The 20,281-nt window shown below is 65.8% G+C and carries 12 protein-coding genes; all 12 read right to left on the reverse strand.

Annotated features, from left to right (window positions below; translation table 11 throughout):
* Positions 1-23 precede the first annotated feature (23 nt).
* The 12 genes from IPM18_04395 to IPM18_04450 all read right to left on the reverse strand — a co-directional run bounded on the left by IPM18_04395 (position 24) and on the right by IPM18_04450 (position 20,244).
* Complete coding sequence (locus IPM18_04395) at positions 24-875, reverse strand: peptidoglycan-binding protein (protein MBK9118829.1); 852 nt, start codon at positions 873-875, stop codon at positions 24-26.
* Complete coding sequence (gene tssI, locus IPM18_04400) at positions 875-3,409, reverse strand: type VI secretion system tip protein VgrG (protein MBK9118830.1); 2,535 nt, start codon at positions 3,407-3,409, stop codon at positions 875-877. The genes IPM18_04395 and tssI overlap by 1 nt, the downstream gene beginning before the upstream one ends.
* 52 nt (positions 3,410-3,461) lie before the next feature.
* On the reverse strand, positions 3,462-6,155 hold the full coding sequence (gene tssH / locus IPM18_04405; GenBank protein ID MBK9118831.1) for a type VI secretion system ATPase TssH: 2,694 nt from the start codon (positions 6,153-6,155) through the stop codon (positions 3,462-3,464).
* A 48-nt stretch (positions 6,156-6,203) separates the two neighbouring features.
* Positions 6,204-7,307: a type VI secretion system baseplate subunit TssG gene (tssG, locus tag IPM18_04410; GenBank protein MBK9118832.1), complete on the reverse strand. Its 1,104-nt coding sequence runs from the start codon at positions 7,305-7,307 to the stop codon at positions 6,204-6,206.
* Entirely contained in the window at positions 7,297-9,150 is a 1,854-nt protein-coding gene (gene tssF / locus IPM18_04415; protein ID MBK9118833.1) for a type VI secretion system baseplate subunit TssF, read from the reverse strand. The genes tssG and tssF overlap by 11 nt, the downstream gene beginning before the upstream one ends.
* A 22-nt stretch (positions 9,151-9,172) precedes the next feature.
* Positions 9,173-9,607: a type VI secretion system baseplate subunit TssE gene (gene tssE / locus IPM18_04420; protein ID MBK9118834.1), complete on the reverse strand. Its 435-nt coding sequence runs from the start codon at positions 9,605-9,607 to the stop codon at positions 9,173-9,175.
* Positions 9,608-9,730: 123 nt separating this feature from the next.
* Positions 9,731-10,204 carry a type VI secretion system tube protein Hcp gene (gene hcp / locus IPM18_04425; GenBank protein ID MBK9118835.1) on the reverse strand — a complete coding sequence of 158 codons (474 nt, stop codon included), beginning with the start codon at positions 10,202-10,204 and terminating at the stop codon, positions 9,731-9,733.
* A 162-nt stretch (positions 10,205-10,366) separates the two neighbouring features.
* Positions 10,367-11,854, reverse strand: a complete 1,488-nt coding sequence (gene tssC, locus IPM18_04430) for a type VI secretion system contractile sheath large subunit (GenBank protein MBK9118836.1) — start codon at positions 11,852-11,854, stop codon at positions 10,367-10,369.
* A gap of 61 nt (positions 11,855-11,915) precedes the next feature.
* A complete protein-coding gene (gene tssB / locus IPM18_04435; GenBank protein MBK9118837.1) occupies positions 11,916-12,419 on the reverse strand; it encodes a type VI secretion system contractile sheath small subunit in 504 nt (167 codons plus the stop codon).
* Between the two features lie 73 nt (positions 12,420-12,492).
* Positions 12,493-14,073: a type VI secretion system protein TssA gene (tssA, locus tag IPM18_04440; GenBank protein ID MBK9118838.1), complete on the reverse strand. Its 1,581-nt coding sequence runs from the start codon at positions 14,071-14,073 to the stop codon at positions 12,493-12,495.
* A 250-nt stretch (positions 14,074-14,323) separates the two neighbouring features.
* A complete protein-coding gene (locus IPM18_04445; GenBank protein MBK9118839.1) occupies positions 14,324-15,334 on the reverse strand; it encodes a hypothetical protein in 1,011 nt (336 codons plus the stop codon).
* Between the two features lie 83 nt (positions 15,335-15,417).
* Positions 15,418-20,244, reverse strand: coding sequence for a hypothetical protein (locus IPM18_04450; GenBank protein ID MBK9118840.1), 4,827 nt, complete (start codon positions 20,242-20,244; stop codon positions 15,418-15,420).
* Positions 20,245-20,281: the final 37 nt, after the last annotated feature.

Below are 20,281 nucleotides of genomic sequence, written 5' to 3' on the forward strand. Positions count from 1 at the left end.
GGCACCCTGTCGGACGCTGCGCCCTAGCTGCCATGCACCTCGACCAGTTTCTGCCGCGTTTCGTCGCTGAGTTCGCCCGTGGCCGGCAGGCCGTGCTGCTGCTGAAACTTCCGGACGGCCTCACGCACCTCCGGAGTCATCCGGTAGGTGCCCGGGTTACCACACCGCAGGCCCAGATTCTCCAGCCGCTGCATCACACCCTTCAGTTCAGAAATAGGCGCCAATTGTCCGAGTTCTACCGGCATCTCGATTTCTTCCGGCTCGCCGGGGTTGAGCAGCAGCTTCCCCTGGGTGGCGTTACCGGGGATGTTCACTTCGATCCAGCCGTCACCATCGCTGGTGCCTTCGAAGGTGCGCCCGTCGACCACCAGTTTGTAGGGCACGTTGGCCCAGGGCTGATCCTGCGCCAGCTTGCCCGGGGGTACGCCATCGTCATTGTCCGGCAGGAACTGCGAGGGCCCGCGCACCAGCCGCAGCCGGAGCTTGGCCGGCTCGCCCCGCCGGATGAAGCGGTGGCGGGCCTCGGTCTCGCACGCCTCCTCTTTCGGACGCAACTCCGGGATAAAGACCTTGTCACCGGGTAGCAGCGTGTTCGGATTCTTGCGTACCTCGCGCAGCTCCTCGTTCTCCGGCGCGTTCCAAAGCGTGCCCCAAAAGTGCCCGGAATCCTTCGCGATCGACGACATACAGTCGCCCTCGCGCACGATGTAGTCACCCTGACCCACCGGCCCCGTGCCACCCAGCGCCTCGTTGTCGAGCCCTTCGTTCGGGTCGACCAGGCCACCCTGCTGTGCGGCGCGCCGGGCCTCCTCCTCCGCCCGGAGTTGGGCTGCCCGCTGCTGCCGCGTTCCGCCGCCACCTGGTTGCATTGCCATCACGCCCGCTCCCACGCATCCGCGTCCAGCTTCGGGAACCGCACGTTGTACGAACCCGCTTCCGGCACGACCACCCGGCCGCGCCCCTGCTCATCCAGCGCCCCCTTCCGCAGTACCTCACCGTCCGCGTCGAGCACTTCGTAGCTTTCGTTCGGGACCGGCTCACCCGCCTCGTCGACCAGCTCGAGCTCGAGCCAGCTTGTCTCGCGCTCTTCGTCTTCGGGCGGCTGCCACTCGGTGCCGAGGAGCGCGGCCGGCGCCGTGGCGGCGGCCAGCTCCTGCCCGCCGCTGTACACGGTATCGCTGCCCGGCGTCGCGGTACCGGCGTCGATGGGTGCCTCCGGCGCTTCCGGGGCCACGGCCGTGCCGCTGCCGGCCGAACCGCCGCTGTTGATTTTCACAGCCGTCCCGAGAATCGTGACGCCGCTGCTGTCGATCTTCACGAAGTTTCCGCCGACTTTCAGCGTGAGCGCACTGCCCGCTTCGATGACGACGTTCGTAGCCCCCTTGAGGTAGATGTTGTCGGCGTCTTCCTGGTGGTTGCCGCCGAATTTCTGACCGACGTTGCCCTTCACTTCCAGGGAGAAGTTGCCGCCGACCAGATTCTTCTCATCGAGCTTGATTTCGCGATGGACGTTCTCCTTGATCAGCTCGAAGCGGTCCTTCTTCACGGTCAGGTGGCTGTTGTTGTCGACATTCTCCACCCGGTCGTTGTTCACCCGGATGTGCAGGTCCTTCTGGGCATAGATCAGGATCTGCTCGCTGTCCTTCAGGTCCTCAAACAGGATCTCGTTCGTGCCGTCGCCACCCAGACTGCTATGGGTCTTGATACAGCTCTTGGTTTTTTCGTCGGGCAACGGATAGGGGGGCATGTGGTCCTGGTTGTACACCCGACCCACGATGATGGGCTGATCCGGATCGCCCTCGATGAAGTCGACAATCACCTCCTGCCCCACGCGCGGCAGGAACAACATCCCGTATGCGCCGCCCGCGAAACCCTGCGAGACGCGTATCCAGCAACTCGAGGTGTCGTCAAACTGGCCCTCCCGATGCCAGTGAAACTGCGCCTTCACACGGCCCAGTTCGTCACACCAGATTTCTTCGCCCTGCGGCCCCACGATCCGCGCGGTCTGCGTGCCGCGGATCACCGGCCAGGGAGTCACGCGCGGCGGGCGATACTCCAGCGCCGCAGGGATGCATTCGAAGGTGCAGCTGTAGGGCGCGCCCTCAGGTGCCCAGTTCGCCGCCAGCACTTCCGCGATCATGCGCCGTACCGCGAGTGCGGCGGTCGGCGCTTCTCCGAGGACCGCCGCGTTCGCCGCCAGCTCCCGCGAAACCTGCCCCGCATGGTAGGCCCACTGCATCACCGCGCCCCGGCTCTCCAGATCCCCCGACCGCAGCCGGCCCGACAACTGCAGCAGTGCCTGTGCCAACCCGCGCACCACCTCATCCGACGCGCGTGTCGCGGTCAACACGGCCTGTAGCGAGCGGGGATCGAGCAGCGATGTCGCCAGCGCGTCGGTACTGCTCGCATTCAGCGTGGCCTGCTGACCACGGTAGGAGGCCCGCGCGATGAGATAGCTCGCGTTGAGACTCGCGGCCGGGTGCTCGGTCAGGGTGAAGGTTCGCCCCGGGGCGAATCGGACCGAGTTGGTGGCCCCGGCCCCGACGGTCCGGGCGCTCTCGAACTCCTGCGCCCGGCGCTCCACCAGGGTCTGACCGCGGGCCTGCGCCTGGTACTCGCCGGGATAGTCGTAGAACTCCAGACCGGCGTCGCGCTCGGATTCCGCCTTCACCTCCAGCGGCAGGGCCGGATCGAGAAACGTGAAGTCGTTGAGGATCACGGTCCCCGGGCGCACCGCCTGACCGATTTGAAAACGGGTGACGGCCTCTTCGTCGTTTCGCAGACCCATGGCCTCACGAAACGGGACGTTCGCCTCATCTCCAAGCGGGGCGTAAGCGGCCTTCGCATCGGCGATCAGCAGCACGTGCTCCTCACGGGTCTGCTCGAAGCACCACCACATGCCCTCCTCTTCCATCAGGCGGCAGATGAAGTTGTAGTCGCTCTCGCGGTACTGCACGCAATACTCGCGCGGGTCATACTGCCCCGACAGCGCGAAGCGGAAGCGGTCACTGGGAATCCCGGCTTTTTCCAGCACGTCGCTGATGATCTGCTCGACCGTACGGTCCTGGAAGATGCGGCAGTTGTACCGGTTGGCGAGCAGCCACACACTCGGCACCAACTCGGCATGGAAATACTGCTTGTCGGCAACCTGCCCCAGGAACTCAAAGCGACTCACGATCCCGTGAAAATAGCGCGGTCCCGCGGGTGTATTGATGCTCAGCACGCCGGCCTGCCCCACCACGGAAGCGAAGGTGACCTCGGCGCCGGTCACAACCACGTCGATATCGAACCGGTAGAGCTGGCACAGCCCTTCCGACCCGTCGTAGCGGATCACTTCAAACAGGTCCGCTTCCAGCGAGCCGACCTGAAAGGTCATCTGCGCTTCGCTGAGGTCCGTTACCAGGGGCATGCCTGTGCCTCCTCAACTCGAATCGTCGGGGCCGCCGGCGGACCCGGCCGTCCTACGCCTCACCAAAGGCGTAGGTGAACTCGCCCTGCGCATCGACACCCATCCGGATCACCGGCGGGAGCGTGTCCGTCGCAAGTTGCTCCAGCACACGCCGCGACAACACGGGCAGCACGGCCTGGTCGATCACGTGATCAATCTGCCGTGCGCCGAGGTCCACCTGCTGGCAGCGGTTCGCAACCGCGGCGTACACCGCTTCGTCGATCTCGAATCGCACCTTGTGGGCGGTGGCGAGTCGCTTCCCTACTTTACTTAGCTTCATCCGGGCGATGTTCTGCAGAACTTCCTGGCTCAATGTCAGAAATGGGATCACCGTCATGCGTGCCACCAGGGCCGGCTTGAAGTGCTCCCGCAGGTGCGGGTAGATGCCCTGCTTCAAGTCGTCCACCGTCACTTCCTCGCCGGATTCACAGAGCTGCTGGATCACGTCCGTGCCGAGATTGCTCGTCAGGAATAGCACCGTGTTCTTGAAATCGATCACGCGCCCTTCGCCATCGGCCAGGTTGCCTTTGTCGAAGACCTGGTAGAACAGGTTCATCACGTCCGGGTGGGCCTTCTCGACCTCGTCGAGCAACACGACCGAGTACGGATTCTGCCGCACGGCCTCCGTCAGGACGCCGCCCTCGCCGTAGCCCACGTACCCGGGTGGCGACCCCTTGAGTTGCGAGACGGTGTGCTTCTCCATGAACTCCGACATGTTGATTGCCGTCAGGAAACGATCGCCGCCGAACAGCAGCTCGGCCACGCTCATGGCCAGCTCAGTCTTGCCGGTGCCGCTCGGACCGACACACAGAAACACACCCATCGGCTGGGTCGGATTGCCGATACCGGCCTTCGCCGCCCGCAGCTTTTCCGCCACGATGCCCAGCGCGTGATCCTGCCCCACGACGCGGCTGCGCAGCCGCTCCTCCATGTTCAGCGTGGCCGCGATTTCATCCTTCACCACCTTGCCGACCGGCACACCGGTCCAGTCCGAGACCACCGCCGCGACCGCCCCCGCATCGACCTGTGGATGCAGAAGCGGGTCGTCGCCCTGCATTGCGTGCAATGCACGCAGCGCCTCGTCGATCGCGGTGCGCAGACCGGCTTCGTCGAGCTCGGCGCCGAGGTCGGCCGCGGCCGCCGTATCGGGCGATCCACCACGGGAGCGCGTCAGGAGCGTGTTACGCAAGCCGCGCACCTTTTCAACCAGCGCCAGTTCCTCCTGCCAGCGCCGCTCGACCTCCTCGCGCTCCGTGACGAGTCGGGCGCGGGTCGCCTGCATCTCCTGCAATACCGCCGGTTCGATCGCGACGCCGGCCGCGGCATCCCGCTCCAGCGCCGTAATCGCCGTATCCAGGTTGGTAAGGTCGCGGTCGAGGTCTTCGAGGCCTGCCGGGCGGGTCGTCAGTGCCACCGCGACGCGGGCCGCGGCCGTGTCGAGCAGGTCCACCGCCTTGTCCGGCAGAAATCGCCCGCTGATGTAGCGTGTCGACAACTCCGCTGCCGCGGTGATGGCCTCGTCCAGCACAATCACCTTGTGGTGGTTCTCGTACTTGTCCTTCAGCCCGCGCAGCATCACAACGGCATCCTCGATCGACGGCTCATTGCACCGCACGAGCTGGAAGCGCCGCTCGAGTGCGGCGTCTTTCTCGAAGTATTTCTTGTATTCCGCCCAGGTGGTCGCCGCGATCGTGCGGAGCTCCCCGCGGGCCAGCGCCGGCTTCAGCAGGTTCGCGGCATCACCCCCGCCGGCAGCGCCGCCCGCTCCGATCAGCGTGTGCGCTTCGTCGATGAACGTGATCATCGGTTGCGCACTCTCGCGAATCTCCTTGATGACGTTCTTGAGCCGGTTCTCGAACTCGCCCTTGACCCCCGCCCCGGCCTGCAGCAGGCCGAGATCGAGCGACACCAGCCGCACCCCCCGCAAGAACGGCGGCACGTCGTTGTTCACAATGCGCAAAGCCAGGCCCTCGACGATCGCGGTCTTGCCGGTGCCCGGCTCGCCCACGATGATCGGATTGTTCTTGCGCCTTCGCCCCAGAATGTCGATGGCCTGCCGGATCTCCGCATCCCGCCCAAAGACCGGATCGATCTTGCCCTCTTCCGCCTTTTTCGTCACGTCGACACAGTACATCTCGAGCGCACTGGCCCCCTCCGCCGAGCCCGGCCGCGGCCGGGCCTGCGGCGTGCCGTCACCGGCCGTACCACCGCCGGCCGGCGCTCCCAGCACGATCTCATGGAAGTGATCGCGCAACTGGTCGATGTTGATGCGTTCGAGCTCCGAGGTGAACTGCGCCACCGCCGTATGCTGCGGATTCAATGCGATCGCCAGCAGCACAAGCCCCGGCCGCAACTGCTCAAGGCCGAACTCATCCGCCAACACCGCGGCCGACTGGAACAGCTCGACCAGCTTCGGCGAGAGGGCCGGTTTTCCGCGATGCCCGCCGGGGAACTGCTCGAGCGCCCGCTGCACACCCGCCCGCACACGACCACGATCCACGTTGAAAGTCGCGAAAATCGCGTTGACATCCGTAACCGTCTCGTCGATCAGGCGCATCAGCAGGTGTTCGGGCGTGACTTCGTAGTGCGCCCGGGACTGACAGACGCTGGCCGCCCCCTGGAACGCCTGAATCAGAGGGGCGTCGCAACGCCGTAGCAGGGCGCGCAACTGTTCGGCGGTGGCGGTCGCGGTGGTGGATTCGCTCATCGATCTCTCTCGCTTTCGAACGGCGCCCGCGGCGCAAATCCCGCAGGGCTACGACAACATCAATCCGATCCGAACTTCCGTTTCCTCGGTCGCGGCGAACGTCGCCGCAGTGGCCCCCAGCGGCACGCTGCTGACCCAAGTGGTCAGACCCAGCGCCCCGGCGTCGTCTTCCGAAGTCAGGCGCGTCTCCGGCACCACGCCCTCCGCCAATTCCACTTCCAGCGTGAAAGCCAGCGGGTCCATGCAGTACAGCTTGATCAGGGCGCGGGTCTGCCGAAAACGCGGTCCGCCAGGTACGAAGGTCAGGTAGGTTTCCCAGTCGACCGGTCCGACCGTGATGGCGAACGCGCTGCCGAGGTCATAGACCTGCTCCCCGATGGTGAGATCCTCACCCAGGGTGCAGTTCATGCCGCCGCAACGGTTCTGGTCCGCGCTGTCGAGCGCAACCCATTCGCCTACGAACTGCGTGACCCGGAATGGCAGGCCGCCCCAGTAGTCCGAAAGCAAGCCGGCCAGCGTCGCCGCGGAGCGGGGATGCTGCGTCAACGTGCCGCAATACCGGAGTAGCCGAATCGGCGGCACACCGAGTTGTCCCGCACCACTGCCCGGCGGCAGTCCGATCAGCAGGCGCAGGTAGCTGCTCAGGACGTCCCGGCCCGCGAGCGGAAACGTCCGCTCGAAACGGTACTTGAGCCCCGCCCGGTAAAAGAGCGCAATCACGCGATGGTGCAGGACGTCGAGAAACGCCCGGACCGGACTGTTCTCGTCCGCGGCGTTCGCCCCCTCTTCGATCGAACCCGCATCCGCCCCGCGCAGGATATCCACGGCGTAGTGCAGCGGTAACGGCGTCGACACCCCGTACAGTCCGAGGAAGGTCTCTTCGAGCGTGTACGAGGTCGTACCGCGCGTGCTGTCACGCTGCGCCAAAATACGGCGTACATCGCTCGCGGGGAAACCCAGCGAAAGGTCCGGGCGGAATCGAATGCGCTCATCCGCAACCGGACCACGCTCGCCGACCGGCAACCCCCCGACGAGCCGCTCGAGCAACCAGACCGCCTGGAAAAAGTCGAAACGCGGCGCCTCCGCCTCGAGCCGCTCAAGCAGCGTCACGGGTACGGCGTCCGGCGGGGTCCGGGGGCTCTCAGAAGCCATCATCGCCTCCCGCCGGTGTGGCCTGCGCACCCCAACGCGGGGCGAACTCGTACTCCACTCCTGACCGCGCGAAACGCACACGCAACTGGCTGAAGGTGTTCAGCGTCACGTAGGCCGCGAGGAAGTGGTCGAGGATGGCCGCGAAGAGCCACGCATCGCCTTCACCCGCGAAGTGCTCCTCGTTCAGTTCCAGTTCGACCTGGACACCCCGCACCGGGGCACCGCGGACCATCCGACCGCGCGGCTGGGCGTGAATCGCCAACACCCCCTCCAGCAGTCGTTCGAGCGTCCGCGCCCGCTGCGCATCATACGCGGCCTGAAAGTCGTAGACGCGCAGCAATTCTTTGAAATGGTCGAGCCGGGCCAGTGACACGTAGTTCAGCGACAGGTGCGACAGCAGCCGCCAGTGCAATCCCTTGCCCAGCGGTGGACTGATGGTCGGTGTCGGCTTCGTCAGGTTGCGGAACCGCACGCCGGCCGGCGACCGGTCGGTCGACTCGCAGATGTCCCCGGCCCGCAACTCCGCCGGAAGGTCGCGATTCGTACAGGTCAGCTCGACGGAGATCGTCTCCTCGGTCGGCGTGCCCGCCAGCCCGCTGCCCACAACGAAGGAAACAAAGGTGTCGGTCCCCCACCGCGCACTCGAACCAATCAGACTCGGCGTCACATGGGGCTGGTAGTACGTAGCCGCGTCGGTGTCCCGGCCGATTGCGTGCTCGAACGAGTGGAAGGAAGGAAACTCGCGCGCCTCCAGCCCCTGTGAACGCACGAGTCCGACCACGCGATCGATCGAGAATACCTCCGCATGCCGACGGTCCGCCAGCCCGGCCGCCGCGGGCTGAACGAGGTATCGCACCCGGTCATGCTGTACGCGGATCGGTTCCGCATGGTGCGCAAACAGGTTCGCCGCCGGCACGCAGTGCAGCCGCACATTATCCCGCGAAACCAGCGGGTACGATTCGAGCCGGCGGCTGAAGGTGAAGACCACTTCGGCCTCCTCCTCCAACTCGAGCGCCGCGACAGCGGCGTCGAGCCCGCACACATCGACAAACAGGAATCGTTCCTTGAATGCGAAGTAGTCCTGCAGCAGCGCGTACCCGGCGAAGATGTACTCCGGATATGGAACGACGCCTTCGGACTGTGCCAGACCGGCCACTCGCACGCTGTGAGCGGGCAGCGTGCGGCTCCGACCGCTGCCGCCGTTCACCGTCACCGACGCCACGTGAGCAGCCATAAGCTGGTACAGCGCGAACGCGGTGCCGGGGTCCCCGGCAAAATGCAGTCGCACCACGTCCAGATCAATTCCCGACAAGGTCGCCTTGCCGGCCGCCCGCAGGGTTAGCACCAGCCGCGGCGGTTGCGCCGCCGGGGTCTCCAGCCGCGCCTCCCGCATGACCAGCGGGCGGAGCTTGACCGGCCAGGAACTGCGGTACCGGCAACGCGTGCCGTCCACCGGACGACTGGCGTACTCCGCACCAGGCGCCGCGACGATTGCACCTTGCAGCGCATCGACGTCCGGCAGCAACTCCATGATCGTGAGCGAAGGTACTGGCCGCAGATAATGCGGCCACAGCAGGCCCATGAGGCCGCCGGTGAGTTCCGGGAGTTCATCATCGAGTTTCTGGCGAATCCGGGCGCAGAGGAACGCAACACCCTCGAGCAACCGATCCACGTCGGGATCGGTACCGACGTCGCTCAGGTGGCGCGCAATCTCCGGGTTGGCACGGGCGAACTCGGGCCCGACGTCGCGCAGGTAGCGCAACTCATCCTGAAAGTAGGTTCGGCTCACGCGGACACCCAATCGCGCCACACCCACGGCTGCCGCGCCGTTCGAGCGGCGCACGGCAAGGCGCTCCGCGACGCCGTCAACCGGCGACGTGGAACTCGCCCATGGGGGTGAACTCCGTTTCGTACCAAACGCGGTGCTCGCCGGCCCGTCCGACCATGACCGCATCGACCCGGAACAGCAGAGTATGCCGGCTTTCGGAGACCGCCTGCTGCGTCACACGGACCCGGCGCAGGCGCGGCTCATAGCGCTCAATGGCGGTGCGAATGGCATCCTGCACGCGCAGCACGTACTGCTGGTTCCCGACGATCAGTTCGGACAAGGTGGGCAGGCCGTACTCGGGCGCCGCCTCGCACATGCCTTGGCGCGCGTTGAGCAGGCGCCGCAGATTGCGGCGAATCGACTCCATCAGCGCTTCGAGATCTTCGCCAACGGTCGACCCGCGGTAGCGGTCTCCGCGGTCGGAGGACTGCGCCGCCGCGAGCCGATCGAGCAGAGCTTGCTCTCGCGCCATCGCTCGCCGCCTGATCTTCCACGCCTGCCCGTACGCATCGCCCGTGCCGCTCGCCCCTCACGGTCGAGCACCGACACACGGTGACGGGCGGCCCTCCGCCGCCCGCCGCCAGTTCCCGGGGAATTAGCCCGGCATGCGCCACGAATCCATTTCGACAACCGAGTCCGGAACCCAGTTCCACTCGATCGACTCGTACACGAAGCTGACCTGCTCCATGTGCCGGTAGGACTCGTTCTGCGGTACGAAGCTCATCGGCATGTAGGGCCGCAGGTCCACGATCCGCGCGTTCTTCATCGTGATCGTGTAGTACTTCTTTTCCGAACGCGTCGCCGGGTCGATCCGGTAAAAGTCGAGGATCACTTCGGCCAGGTTCTGCGCGGTGCACAGCGCCTTGTGGAAGCCCGGCGAGGCCTTGTCAATTTCCTTCACGACCCGCATCGGGCTGTGCACGCGGACGCCGGCCGGCATCCCGGTGGTGGGATCGGTGGGGCTGTGCAGGTGGTGCTCGATCTCGAACACATCGCTCGTCCCATCGCGACCTTCCTTCTGCGACGAGCCGGGGTACTCGGCAACCTTCAGATTACACGGGGTAGGCATCGGAACATCTCCTTCGGCTATGGGTTAGTCGGCCTCTTCACTGGACAGACCCGAAACACTTACTACTAGGTGGGCCGGCAGCCATTTCTTCCATAAAAATGCCGCGGCCGGTCCGCCCGGACACCGCGCCCGCCCGGTGGCGAGCGCGGCGGCGGACTGCTGCTATTGGGGCGGCGGGTCGAACTGGCCCACCATCGAAAGCTGAACCTCGACACCCTTGAGCTTGAAGTGCGGAATCATCTGGATTTCCGACTTGAACAGGCCCGGCTTGCCGGGGACCGGTTCCGCGGTGACCTGCACTTCCTTCAGGGGGTACTTCGCCGCCAATTCGTCGTCGAGAGTGCCCTGCCGCACGTACTGCTTCAGCCAGGTGTTGATCTCGCCCACCATCTTCTGGGCGTCCATCACGCGGCCCATGTTCTCGCGCCAAATGACCTTGAGGTAGTGTGCCAGCCGGCATTGGATCATCAGGTACGGCAGCGACATGCCCAGGCGGGCGCGCGTCTCGTCTTCCTTGCCTTCGGCCGTGTCCGGGAACTTCCCGACGCGCTTCGACGACGGGGCGTCGAAGAAGGCCGCATTGTCACTGCCCTTGCGCATGACCAGCGGGATGAAGCCGAAGTTGCACAGGTCCACGTCCATGTCTTCCGAGATCAGCGTCTCGGTCGGGATCTTGGTATGGTACTGGCCGGTGGCCTCGTACTGGTGCAGCGGCAGGTTCGGCACGGTGCCGCCGCTGTTCGGCCCGACGATCGCGTTGTACCAGCCGTACTTGGCGAAGCTCTCGGTCATGCGGCTGGCGAGGGCGAACGAGGCATTCCCCCACAGATACCGCTCGTGGTTCTGCATTCGCACGTCTTCCTCGAAGACGAACTCCTTCACATCCTGGTTCTCGACCGTGTAGGGCGCCCGCAGCAGGAAACGCGGCATCGCCAGGCCGATGTACCGGGAATCGTCCGAATCACGGAACGAGTTCCACTTCGTGTACATCGGCTGCTCGAAGATTTCGTACATTTCGGCGAGCTTCGGCAGACTGCTGAAGTCGCTCATGTTCTTATTGAACATCTTGGGGCTGGCGCCACCCAGGAACGGGCACTTCGCCACCGCCGCGACTCGGGCGATCTCGCTCATCAGCTCCACGTCGGGATTGCGGTAGTCGAAGTCGAAGTTGCTCACCATCAACCCGTACGGGTTGCCGCCGAAAGTGTTGTACTGGTCGCGGTAGACCGTCTTGAAGAGGCCCGACTTCTGCCAGTCCTTGCAGTCCTGGAAGTCTTCGAGCAGGTCCTCCTTGGTCGTGTTCAGCACCTCGATCTTCATGTTGGCGCGGAACTCGGTGTTGCTCACCAGGTACCACAGACTGCGCCACGAAGATTCGAGCTTCTGAAACTGCTCGTTGTGGAGGATCACGTTGATCTGCGCGCTGAGCTGCTGGTCGATCTCGGCGATGAAGTCGTCGACCACCTGCTTGTTCAGCGCAACCTTTTCGAGATCGAGGCCCGCCGCCTTCTGCACCAGGCCGGCGATGCCCTTGCGATACAGGTCAATGTATTCATGATCGAGATCGAGCTGATCGATCAACGCATCGACCGCTGTGGTATCGAGCGCGCCCGCGGCTGCCTGCGGGGCTGCTTGTGGCTGTTCTGCCATGTCGCCTTTCTCCTTCTACACACGGCCCGTGGCCGCGCGACTGCTTCCCGGCATATCACCGCTACGCGTTCGGCGTGGCGCCTTCCCCCGAACCTTCCGGCTGCGCAAGCATCCCGAGGATCTTCTCCCGCACGGCCGGATCCTTGATGGCTTCCGCCAGCTTCTGCTGGGCCGCCTTGTCGCCCATGGTCGGCCGCAGGGCCTTGAGCGCATCACGCAACTCGAGCAGGTTCTTGAGTTGCGGCACCTGCCGGGCAATCGCCTCCGGCCGGAAGTCCTTCAGGGTGCCGAACTTCAACGAGACCGGCATTTCACCCGTGCCCGTGAGCTGGTCCGGGACGCTCAGGTCGAGCGACAGGTTGAAGCTCTGCATCACCGAGTCAAAATTCGACTTGCTGATGTCCACCGGCACGCGGTCTTCAATCGGCCGCTTGTCACCCTTGAGCGTGTAATCCCCCATGACGAGCATACGGAACGGCAGTTCGGGCTCCGCGCCGCCTTTCAACTTGTCGGAAATGACGATGTTGACGCGCGATTCCCGCGCCTTCGACGGTCCCTTGGCCATGACTCGACTCCTCTACAGCTTGCTGAACCCCCCACGCAGGTGGGGGGCGCCTTTCAAAGCGTTCCGCCGGCCGTCACCGGCCGGCCGGCTCGGCGGCCAGGGCCGCCACGGGGTCCAATTGACACAACCAGGCATACGACTCGCGCACCCGCGCGAGCGCCTCCGAGTGGGGCTCTTTCTCCGCGGCCGCAAGGGCCTTGCGACAACGGTACAGCGTGTGCGCCACCTGGGCCGCGAGCCCCGGCTCCCACTCGTCGATCCGGTAGCGCTTAATTTCGTCGGCACATTCTTCGAGGAGCGGTGCGGCGAGTTGCAGCCGCTGCGTCTCGTAGCACAGTTCGGCGATGTGCAGCTTCCAGAGAAAGCGATCGCGCCGCTGGGCACATTCGGCCAGCCCGGCCTGGAGCTTGCCAACGGCCTCGGCCAGCTTGCCGCCGGCGGCCAGCTTGCGGGCCGCGTCGGTGGCTTCCGTCAATTTACCGTTTGCTGCGCCACCCCCGCCCCCACCGCCGCCGCCTTTCGTGGGCAGCACCTCTGCCTCGAGCCACATTCGCGTTTCGCCGCTACACAGCGCCCGCCCCCCCTTGTAGGTCAGGTCGTACACCCCGCTGCCGAGGCGCTGCACGAGCGCTCCAGTCATCGCCATCACAGCAAGTCGGGCGTCGTTGAACTGCGGCCCAAGGCCGAGCAACGCGGCACAAACATAGCGCTGCAGATCGAGCCAAAGCGGGTCCTCGACCCGGAAGGCACCCTCCGCATTGGTGAGCAGGTGTTCCCACACCCCGTTGGCAAATTGAAATTCGAGCCCCTCCACCAGGTTCTTGTCGGGAGCGGGAATATCCCGCCGGGCCTCCGCCGACGGTGGTAACCCCACGCGGGCCCATTTCACCGCGCGCGGCAACGTATAGGCGAGGGGTTCGCCGGCATCTTTTTTGCGCAGGAAAGTGGCGGCCGCGAGCACCGCGTGGATTGCCCCACTCGCATCCTGCACCTCGCCCGTGGCGAATCCGGCACCACCGCCCGCAACCGCCGCGGGCTGCGGTGCGCTGCCTTCGGGCGCAGCGGCAGCCGGCGCCGGCGCCGGCGCGGCCGGCTTGGGCCGCTCCTTCTGCATGTCCTTCAACTTGCGGCGGAACTTGTTGAAGTCTGGTTCTTCGTCGGGCATGCGCTCCTTGAGCGCTTCCTCCAGGGTGGTGAGACGCTCCAGTGTGAGATCGAGCGCATCAAACTCATCGGGCTTGGGCGGCGCATCGCGCAGCCAGTTCGCCTCGACGAGCTGCTCGCAAAGGGACTCGATCCGGGCCTTCCGGCGGCGCGGCCGGGTTGGGAAAAGGTCTTCCCAGAAGGTTTTGACCAGGTCGGTAAACATGCCCAGCGTAGCGGCCAACCCCGCGTAGCGATGCTTGCGAAACAGCGCGTACCCCAGGGCACACGCCATCTCGACATCTTTCGACTTGTTCTGGAGCAAGTTGAGGGTGGCAGACTCGATCTGGAACCAGTCCGGGTCACCGAGGTCGATGCGGTCCAGCTTGGCCATCTCGGCCTGGACGAGGAGGTAGTCCTCGTCGTCGGCAACGTCGGAGCCGGCCGGAGCACTGCCGGGGATCGGCGTCTTTCCGAGCGCGAGAATGGGCTGTTCGTCGTACTGTGGCATCAGACGCGCTGTCCTTGCCGACTACATGGCCAAGCCGGGACCGACAGATACCGCCCAGAACAAAAAAACGGGCCATTGCCGCCGTAACCGCGCGTACTGCGCTGCCGCTCACCGCCGGACGCGGCCGAATCAGGCGCGACAGGTAGTGAATACCACTCCCGGTGCAAAGCACTGGGAAGCATCGCGCTGATCACGTGATTTGGACCCGAATCATTATCATACCCTGTCACCCATTGCATGCAAGCCCTTGTCAATTCTCCGCTTCGATGAGGTCGGCCCAGGTTCCCACAGGGGTCGGCGCCACCGTGGGCACCGCCTCCGCGGCGGTGGCCGGTTCAGATTCACCTGAGCCCGTGGGACGCTCTGCCACCCGGCAGAGGTCGTCCACGTACGAAAGGGACGCGCCCGCCGCAGTCAATAACAGAAAATCGTCGGCCACCAGCTCACGCGCCACGACATTAAGCCGCGCCTGAGAGCCGCCCTCATCGGGCGTCACCAGGAGCGAGAGCGCGCGCTTCTCGACGGCCATGCGCCGCTCGAGCCAGCGCATCCATCCGGCAATCTGCACTTCGAGCGGCAGGGTCGGCGCCAACGGGAACCGCAGCGTCGGCTCGAATTCCTCACTCTCTAACTGCGCGATGCTCTGGCCCCAGCGCGCGACCAGCGATACCCAATCTGCGAGTTTGGTATCCTCCCGCCCCGGCCGGGCGGCTTCGAACCACTGCTCCAGTGACAACCGGCGGGCGGCCGCGGCCCACGCGCCGTCCTGCGCCGCCGAAGCCAACTCGTCCAGATTCAGTTCCTGCCCCCCAAAGACCGCCTCGAACCGGCCCGGCGCGTTGAAAAACCGCGACACGCGATCCCACTGCTTGCCGAGGATCTCAAAAACACGCACCGCCGCAGGGATGGCATCGCTCGTCGGCCCCGGCCAGAGTGCCGTCGGAACCGCGGTATAGAACACGAGCGGAAACGGCCGCCCGCGCATGTCACCACCGTAGTCCTGCAAGGTGGCGAACACGGTCATCTTGCCCTTCGGCAGTCGCACCATCAGCAGGGCCGAAGGAACCCGCCGGCTGCCAATCGCACGACTGAGGTGCAGTTCTACGCCCTTGAGCAGCCAGTCGTGGAACTCGACGGCCCAATCCACGTCCGTTGCCGAGCTGTAATAGTCGGCGTACGTCGGGAGCTTGCCAAACCAGCGCAAGCGCGGATCGGGCTCCAATCGTGACGATTTCGATCGAAACAGATCGCTCCAGCCCATGACGCCCTCACGCGCTCGGCCCGAGCACGCGTTCGTGCGACCCAACTGCGACGGTCTGCCCAGCTTTCAGGCGCTCCGAGCGCCTACCGTGGCGGAAGGACCGCCGGCTCCAGCGGGGTGATCGGTTCGGGCAGATCCCGACCCTGCGGGAGCTGAAACAGAAACCGTTCGCCCACAACCATGTCCTGCCGCGGCAGTCGGGCCACCAGCTCGGGGTTGCCCGCTTCGCGGAACTTCTCCGCAAGATTGACGCCCAAGGTCACCAGCCAGGTGCCCTCGTGCCGTGTCCCGTAGCGCTGCAGGAAGGCACACAAGGCCAGTGCGGACGGACGCCCCAGGACCCGTGGCTTGATCGGCGGATAGCGGAAGTCCTGCCTTTCCGGTTGGAGACCGTCCATCAATTGGAACGTCAATTCCGGCAGATCGATCGCCCGGGACCACTCCCAGACTGTTTGCCGCCGCTCAGCCCGCGCCGCCGCCGTGGTCTCGAACTCGACCGGTCGTACGGCACCTCGGTCGCCCGCTTCCTGGAGCCGCAGACCGATGTTCAGTTCCACCCGCCGGTAGTAGTGCTGCGCACTGTCGTTGACGCGCTCCTGTGATGCCGGCTCACCAAGCGGGTCTGAAGTGCGCACAATGACATCCAGCGGGGCGGGTGCGCCCTGCGCATCGAGACCCATGAAGCGTCGCCACTGCGTGCTACCCGAGAGGAATGCGAGACGCCGCCGGCGGACATCCGATTCGGGCAGGGCCTGTTCCAGCGCGCCGAGCAACTCCTCCGCTCGCTGAATGCGCATCAGCAGATCACGAAAGGCCTCGAACGCCACCGTGTCCATGGCGGTGAGACCGGTACCCGCCTCGTTCAAATACGGCCAGCCCCGATACGGGGCGACCCGGCCAAGCGCCTCGTCCTGCAAGCCGACATAAATAGAGGTCAACTCCACATCGAGCACGGCCTGGGCCCGCTGCTGAAATTCGACCAGCCGCTGCGTCAGGAGTTCGTCACCGAGTTGTGTTTCGCTGCGCAGATTCGCCAATCCCTCCCACGGAACCCCGGAGAGCGTGGGCACACCACGCCCGGGCGCCTCATCAAATCGCCGCGGAAGCGTCGCAACGGCCGCAACCGCTTCGCACCATGCTCCCCACCGGGCGGTGAACTCCGCCGCTGTGGCTTCCCAGGGGCGCGGAATATTGCTGCCGGCCGCCGCCGGCGCTTCGGCCCGCCGCGCAAACTGGCCGTGGGCCCAATGCACGGCCAGCGCATCATCATACGCCTGGGCCACTGCGCGCTTCTGGGCGCCGTAATAGTCATCGGGCGCCTGCAACCACCAGCCACTTTCCGGCAGGTACGTGGCCCAGCGAATCGCGCGGATGATTTCCGCGAATGCGGGTTGGAACTCGTCCTGTACGGCCTGGCGGGCCGTCAACCCACCCCCTGCGGGGGGGCGGAACTGCCCCGCGAAGGTTTCCCAGCGCGGCTCCACCTGGCTGAGGCGATCGAGTGCAGGCAGCCGGATACCGCCGTATGCCGTACTCCACGCCGCCACGTAACTATCGCAGTACTTCTTCCAGGCCGCGTTCACCAGCGTGGCGCAGCGCTGGTGGAGTGGCGTCGTGGCCTCGTCCTCCATGAAGTAGACATGCCCGCCGAAGTCCGCAAGAAAACGCGTAAGCTGCACCACTTCGAGCGCCCGTGCGTTCAGGAAGTCCGGGGATGCGCAGGCCGGGATCTGCCCTTGGCCCGCCGGGCGGTCGGCGGGTGTGGGGGCCTCGGATCTCGGCTGCACCGGGCTGGGCGGTGCTCCGCCCGTCGGCAACACCGGCGGTGGACCGCCGGGCGTTGGGGGAGGGGGGGCCGTCGGGGGCGTCTCCGGCGCGCGCGGTCGTTCGACGGCCGCCGGCACGGGGATGAAGTATGCCGATGGCTGGGTACTGCGCCAGTTGGATGCCACTTCACCCGCACCCCAGGCACCGGCCGCGCTCAGCATGGCCTCCATGGTGCGCAGCAGTGCCGTGCCGGCCCCCTTGCGGATCAGGTCCCGGTAGGTGCGATTGAGCGCTTGCAGTTCCTGCGGCTTCCAGCGCGGGTCGAGTTGCGCCAGGCCGGGGATTTCACCGCCTCCTGCGGCCGGCGGCGGAAAGAGTACCGTCTGCATCTGCTCCGCCCAGGCGGCGGCCGTCGCCAGATCGGTACCACCCGACCCGAGCGCGGCGAGTTGCCCGTGTATCTGGTCCAGCACGGGACGAATCACTTCGCGCAGGGCGGGGTTCACTACGATGGCGTCGTCGCGCCCCGCGTCGGCACCGCGCACCAGCGTCAGAATGTGGGCGTATTCAGCATCAACCTCCTGCACCCAACTCGTGAACTCGGGCCCGAAAAACTCGGGGAAGTACTCGCGACTGGCCAGGCCCGCCTGCCGCAGACTCTCCGCCAGCACCCGATCCAGGCCGCGGAAATCGCGCCCGTCACCCACCACGAGGGCATTCAACAATCCGATGACGGCATCATCGCTCGCGGGTGTCGCCCGACAGCGGGTGTAGGCCGTCCGCAGACTGCGCCGCACTTCCAGCCACTGCCCAGGACGCGCAGCCGTCGGCGCCGCGGCGCCCTCCGCGCCATCACTGCCGCGCTGCGCCAACACCGTGTCGCGCAACTGCGGGATGCGCCGGATCGCACCTTCGGACGGGCCGCGCCAGGTGCAACCGTCGACGGCTTGCGTGAGCAACGCGTACTCCGTGTTGAAGGTCGTGCGGAAGGTCTCCAGCTCCTGTTGCGTGCGGATCGGCTGGTTCGCCGCTACCAGGATGGCCGCATACGAGCGCTCGATCTGCGCGGCGGCATCCCGGATGCGCATCCACTCCGCGATCGTAGGATTCGGATGCTGCGCACCGAGGGTGGCGTAGAACTCCAGGTGGTCGTGCAACGCCTTCAGGCCGGTGCGCAGCGCTGCGGCCGAACGTACCTCATCCGCCAAGCCCCGAACGGGATTATGCCAGCCCTCGCGGCCCTGTACCGTGGTGAAGTAATTTCGGGCCACATCGGCCACCTCGCTGCGCTTCGTGCCCAGCGGATCCGCGGAGGTGGGGATCAGGGCGGCGAGCGCCTCGTACGCCGCGAAGTCGTAGCCCTCGGGCCGGCCCGGGCCCCGGGCACAGCCGTACCACGTGAGATAGGTCCGCAGCGCCGGCTCGAACACCGTATAGGGCCAGGCCCCCGGCGCCGCGGTCTCGCCGGGACGCGCCACCCGCCCTTCGCGGAGCACGCGCTCCGTCTGTTCGAGCGTCGGCCCGAGAATGCTGTCTTCGAACAGCCGTAACTGGATGTCGGTCAGACCGCGCGCGGGCGCATCCGCACCCAGGCCGAGCGACAGCAATACCGGCCAAACACTGCTGCGCAGGGTTGAGACGTCCTGCCCGAGCTGCGTGAGCAGTGGCAGCGACTCCGCCGTTTTGCCGCGCAGCTCCGCCGCGGACTGGGCGCGCCCGCGCGGCTCGGTGATCAGCCGTCCGAACTGGAGTGAACTCACGATCAGCAGCACGAGCATGACCACGGCCACCGCGCCCGTCCCGATCGCCAGCAGGCGGGCCAGGCGGCGATTGCGGACCACTTCCTGCTCGTTGCGGAAGACCAGCCCCTCTTCCGGGAAGACTTTGCGGAAGAGCAGGTCCTTCACGAAGTGCGGACGCGGACGCGGATACATGCTTTCCAGCGGTGGCAACTGGCTGGCCGCATCGGCGCCGAGGCGCTCGGCCAGGTGCCGGAGGATGAGGCCGCCCTGCTGTGTGGCGCTGGTGAAGTACACACCGCGGAAGATCAGGTTCTTCACCGCCCGCGGACTCTTGATGGCGGGGAACAGCGTCCGCATGTAGGTGTGCAGCGGTTCGCGCAGCTCGCGGAATTCTTCCGGGAAGCTGTAGGCCATGCCGAGCTCGAATTCGTCGGCATCGTCGTTGAGCCGGCGCAGGCGAAGCTCGTGCAGTCGCCCATACAGCTCATTGAAATCGCTGGCGAAGCCCTCCGGCTCGTAGAGCTCGCTGAAGTCGCCGGGGCGCGACCAGCCGAAGATCTGGTTCTTGATGGTGATGTCGCGCTCGGCCCGGTCGAAGAACTGCATGAAGCCGACGATCTTGTCACACTTGGTGATGACCAGGTACGTCGCGAAGGTCACCCCCAGCTTGCCCTGCAGGTCGCGCAGGCGCTCCAGCATGGTGTTCGCGTCGGCCTCGTGCTGCTCAGGCGGTTCCTGCAGCAGGTGTTCCGCCGAGACGCACAGCAGAACACCGTTGATAGGGTAGCCCTTGCGGCCCTTGGAGACGGTATTGAGGAAGGCTTCCCATTCGCGGCGGTCGGAGTCTTCCTGGGGATTGCAGAGCCGCCCGGCCATGTCGACGAAGATCGCATCCTCGGTGAACCACCAGTTGTAGTTCAGCGTGCCGAGCTGGTAACCCTCCGGTTTGCCGGTCGAAAAGGTCAGGCCGCCTTCGTTGATCAGCTTGGTCTTGCCGCAGCCGGAATCGCCGATCACGACGTACCAGGGGAGGTCATAGACGCTGATGCCGAGCTTGCGCATCTCGCGGATTGCGCCGAAGAAGCGTTCGTTGTTCGACTTGATCGCGGCACGCAGGTCCATGGATACCGGGCCCGCGGCCGAGCCCGCGAGCTCCTGCTCCATCTTCCGAGCACGGGCCTTGCTCTTGCGCCCGAAGAGCCACGTGATGCCCATGGCGAGCAGGGCCACCACGATGACCACCAGCACCACGCCGATGACCACCGTGACGATGCTGACGCCGGGAAACACGTACCGGTGCAGGAAGAAGATCGCGCCCACGGGCGAGGCCAGCCCCACGACCGCCAGGAGCGCCTTCACTTCCTTAGGCAGCGCCTTGAACCATTCCGCCAGTTTCTTCATCGCACAACCTCACGGTTCACCCGCTCGCGGCGGGCGC

Source organism: Phycisphaerales bacterium, from assembly GCA_016716475.1.
In the GTDB taxonomy this organism is placed as follows: domain Bacteria; phylum Planctomycetota; class Phycisphaerae; order UBA1845; family Fen-1342; genus JADJWG01.

Bases quoted from the DNA above. Each gene is read 5' to 3' on its own strand.
- IPM18_04395 (MBK9118829.1), bottom strand. From the start codon at position 875: ATGGCAATGCAACCAGGTGGCGGCGGAACGCGGCAGCAGCGGGCAGCC.
- tssI (MBK9118830.1), bottom strand. From the start codon at position 3,409: ATGCCCCTGGTAACGGACCTCAGCGAAGCGCAGATGACCTTTCAGGTC.
- tssH (MBK9118831.1), bottom strand. From the start codon at position 6,155: ATGAGCGAATCCACCACCGCGACCGCCACCGCCGAACAGTTGCGCGCC.
- tssG (MBK9118832.1), bottom strand. From the start codon at position 7,307: ATGGCTTCTGAGAGCCCCCGGACCCCGCCGGACGCCGTACCCGTGACG.
- tssE (MBK9118834.1), bottom strand. From the start codon at position 9,607: ATGGCGCGAGAGCAAGCTCTGCTCGATCGGCTCGCGGCGGCGCAGTCC.
- hcp (MBK9118835.1), bottom strand. From the start codon at position 10,204: ATGCCTACCCCGTGTAATCTGAAGGTTGCCGAGTACCCCGGCTCGTCG.
- tssC (MBK9118836.1), bottom strand. From the start codon at position 11,854: ATGGCAGAACAGCCACAAGCAGCCCCGCAGGCAGCCGCGGGCGCGCTC.
- tssB (MBK9118837.1), bottom strand. From the start codon at position 12,419: ATGGCCAAGGGACCGTCGAAGGCGCGGGAATCGCGCGTCAACATCGTC.
- tssA (MBK9118838.1), bottom strand. From the start codon at position 14,073: ATGCCACAGTACGACGAACAGCCCATTCTCGCGCTCGGAAAGACGCCG.
- IPM18_04445 (MBK9118839.1), bottom strand. From the start codon at position 15,334: ATGGGCTGGAGCGATCTGTTTCGATCGAAATCGTCACGATTGGAGCCC.
- IPM18_04450 (MBK9118840.1), bottom strand. From the start codon at position 20,244: ATGAAGAAACTGGCGGAATGGTTCAAGGCGCTGCCTAAGGAAGTGAAG.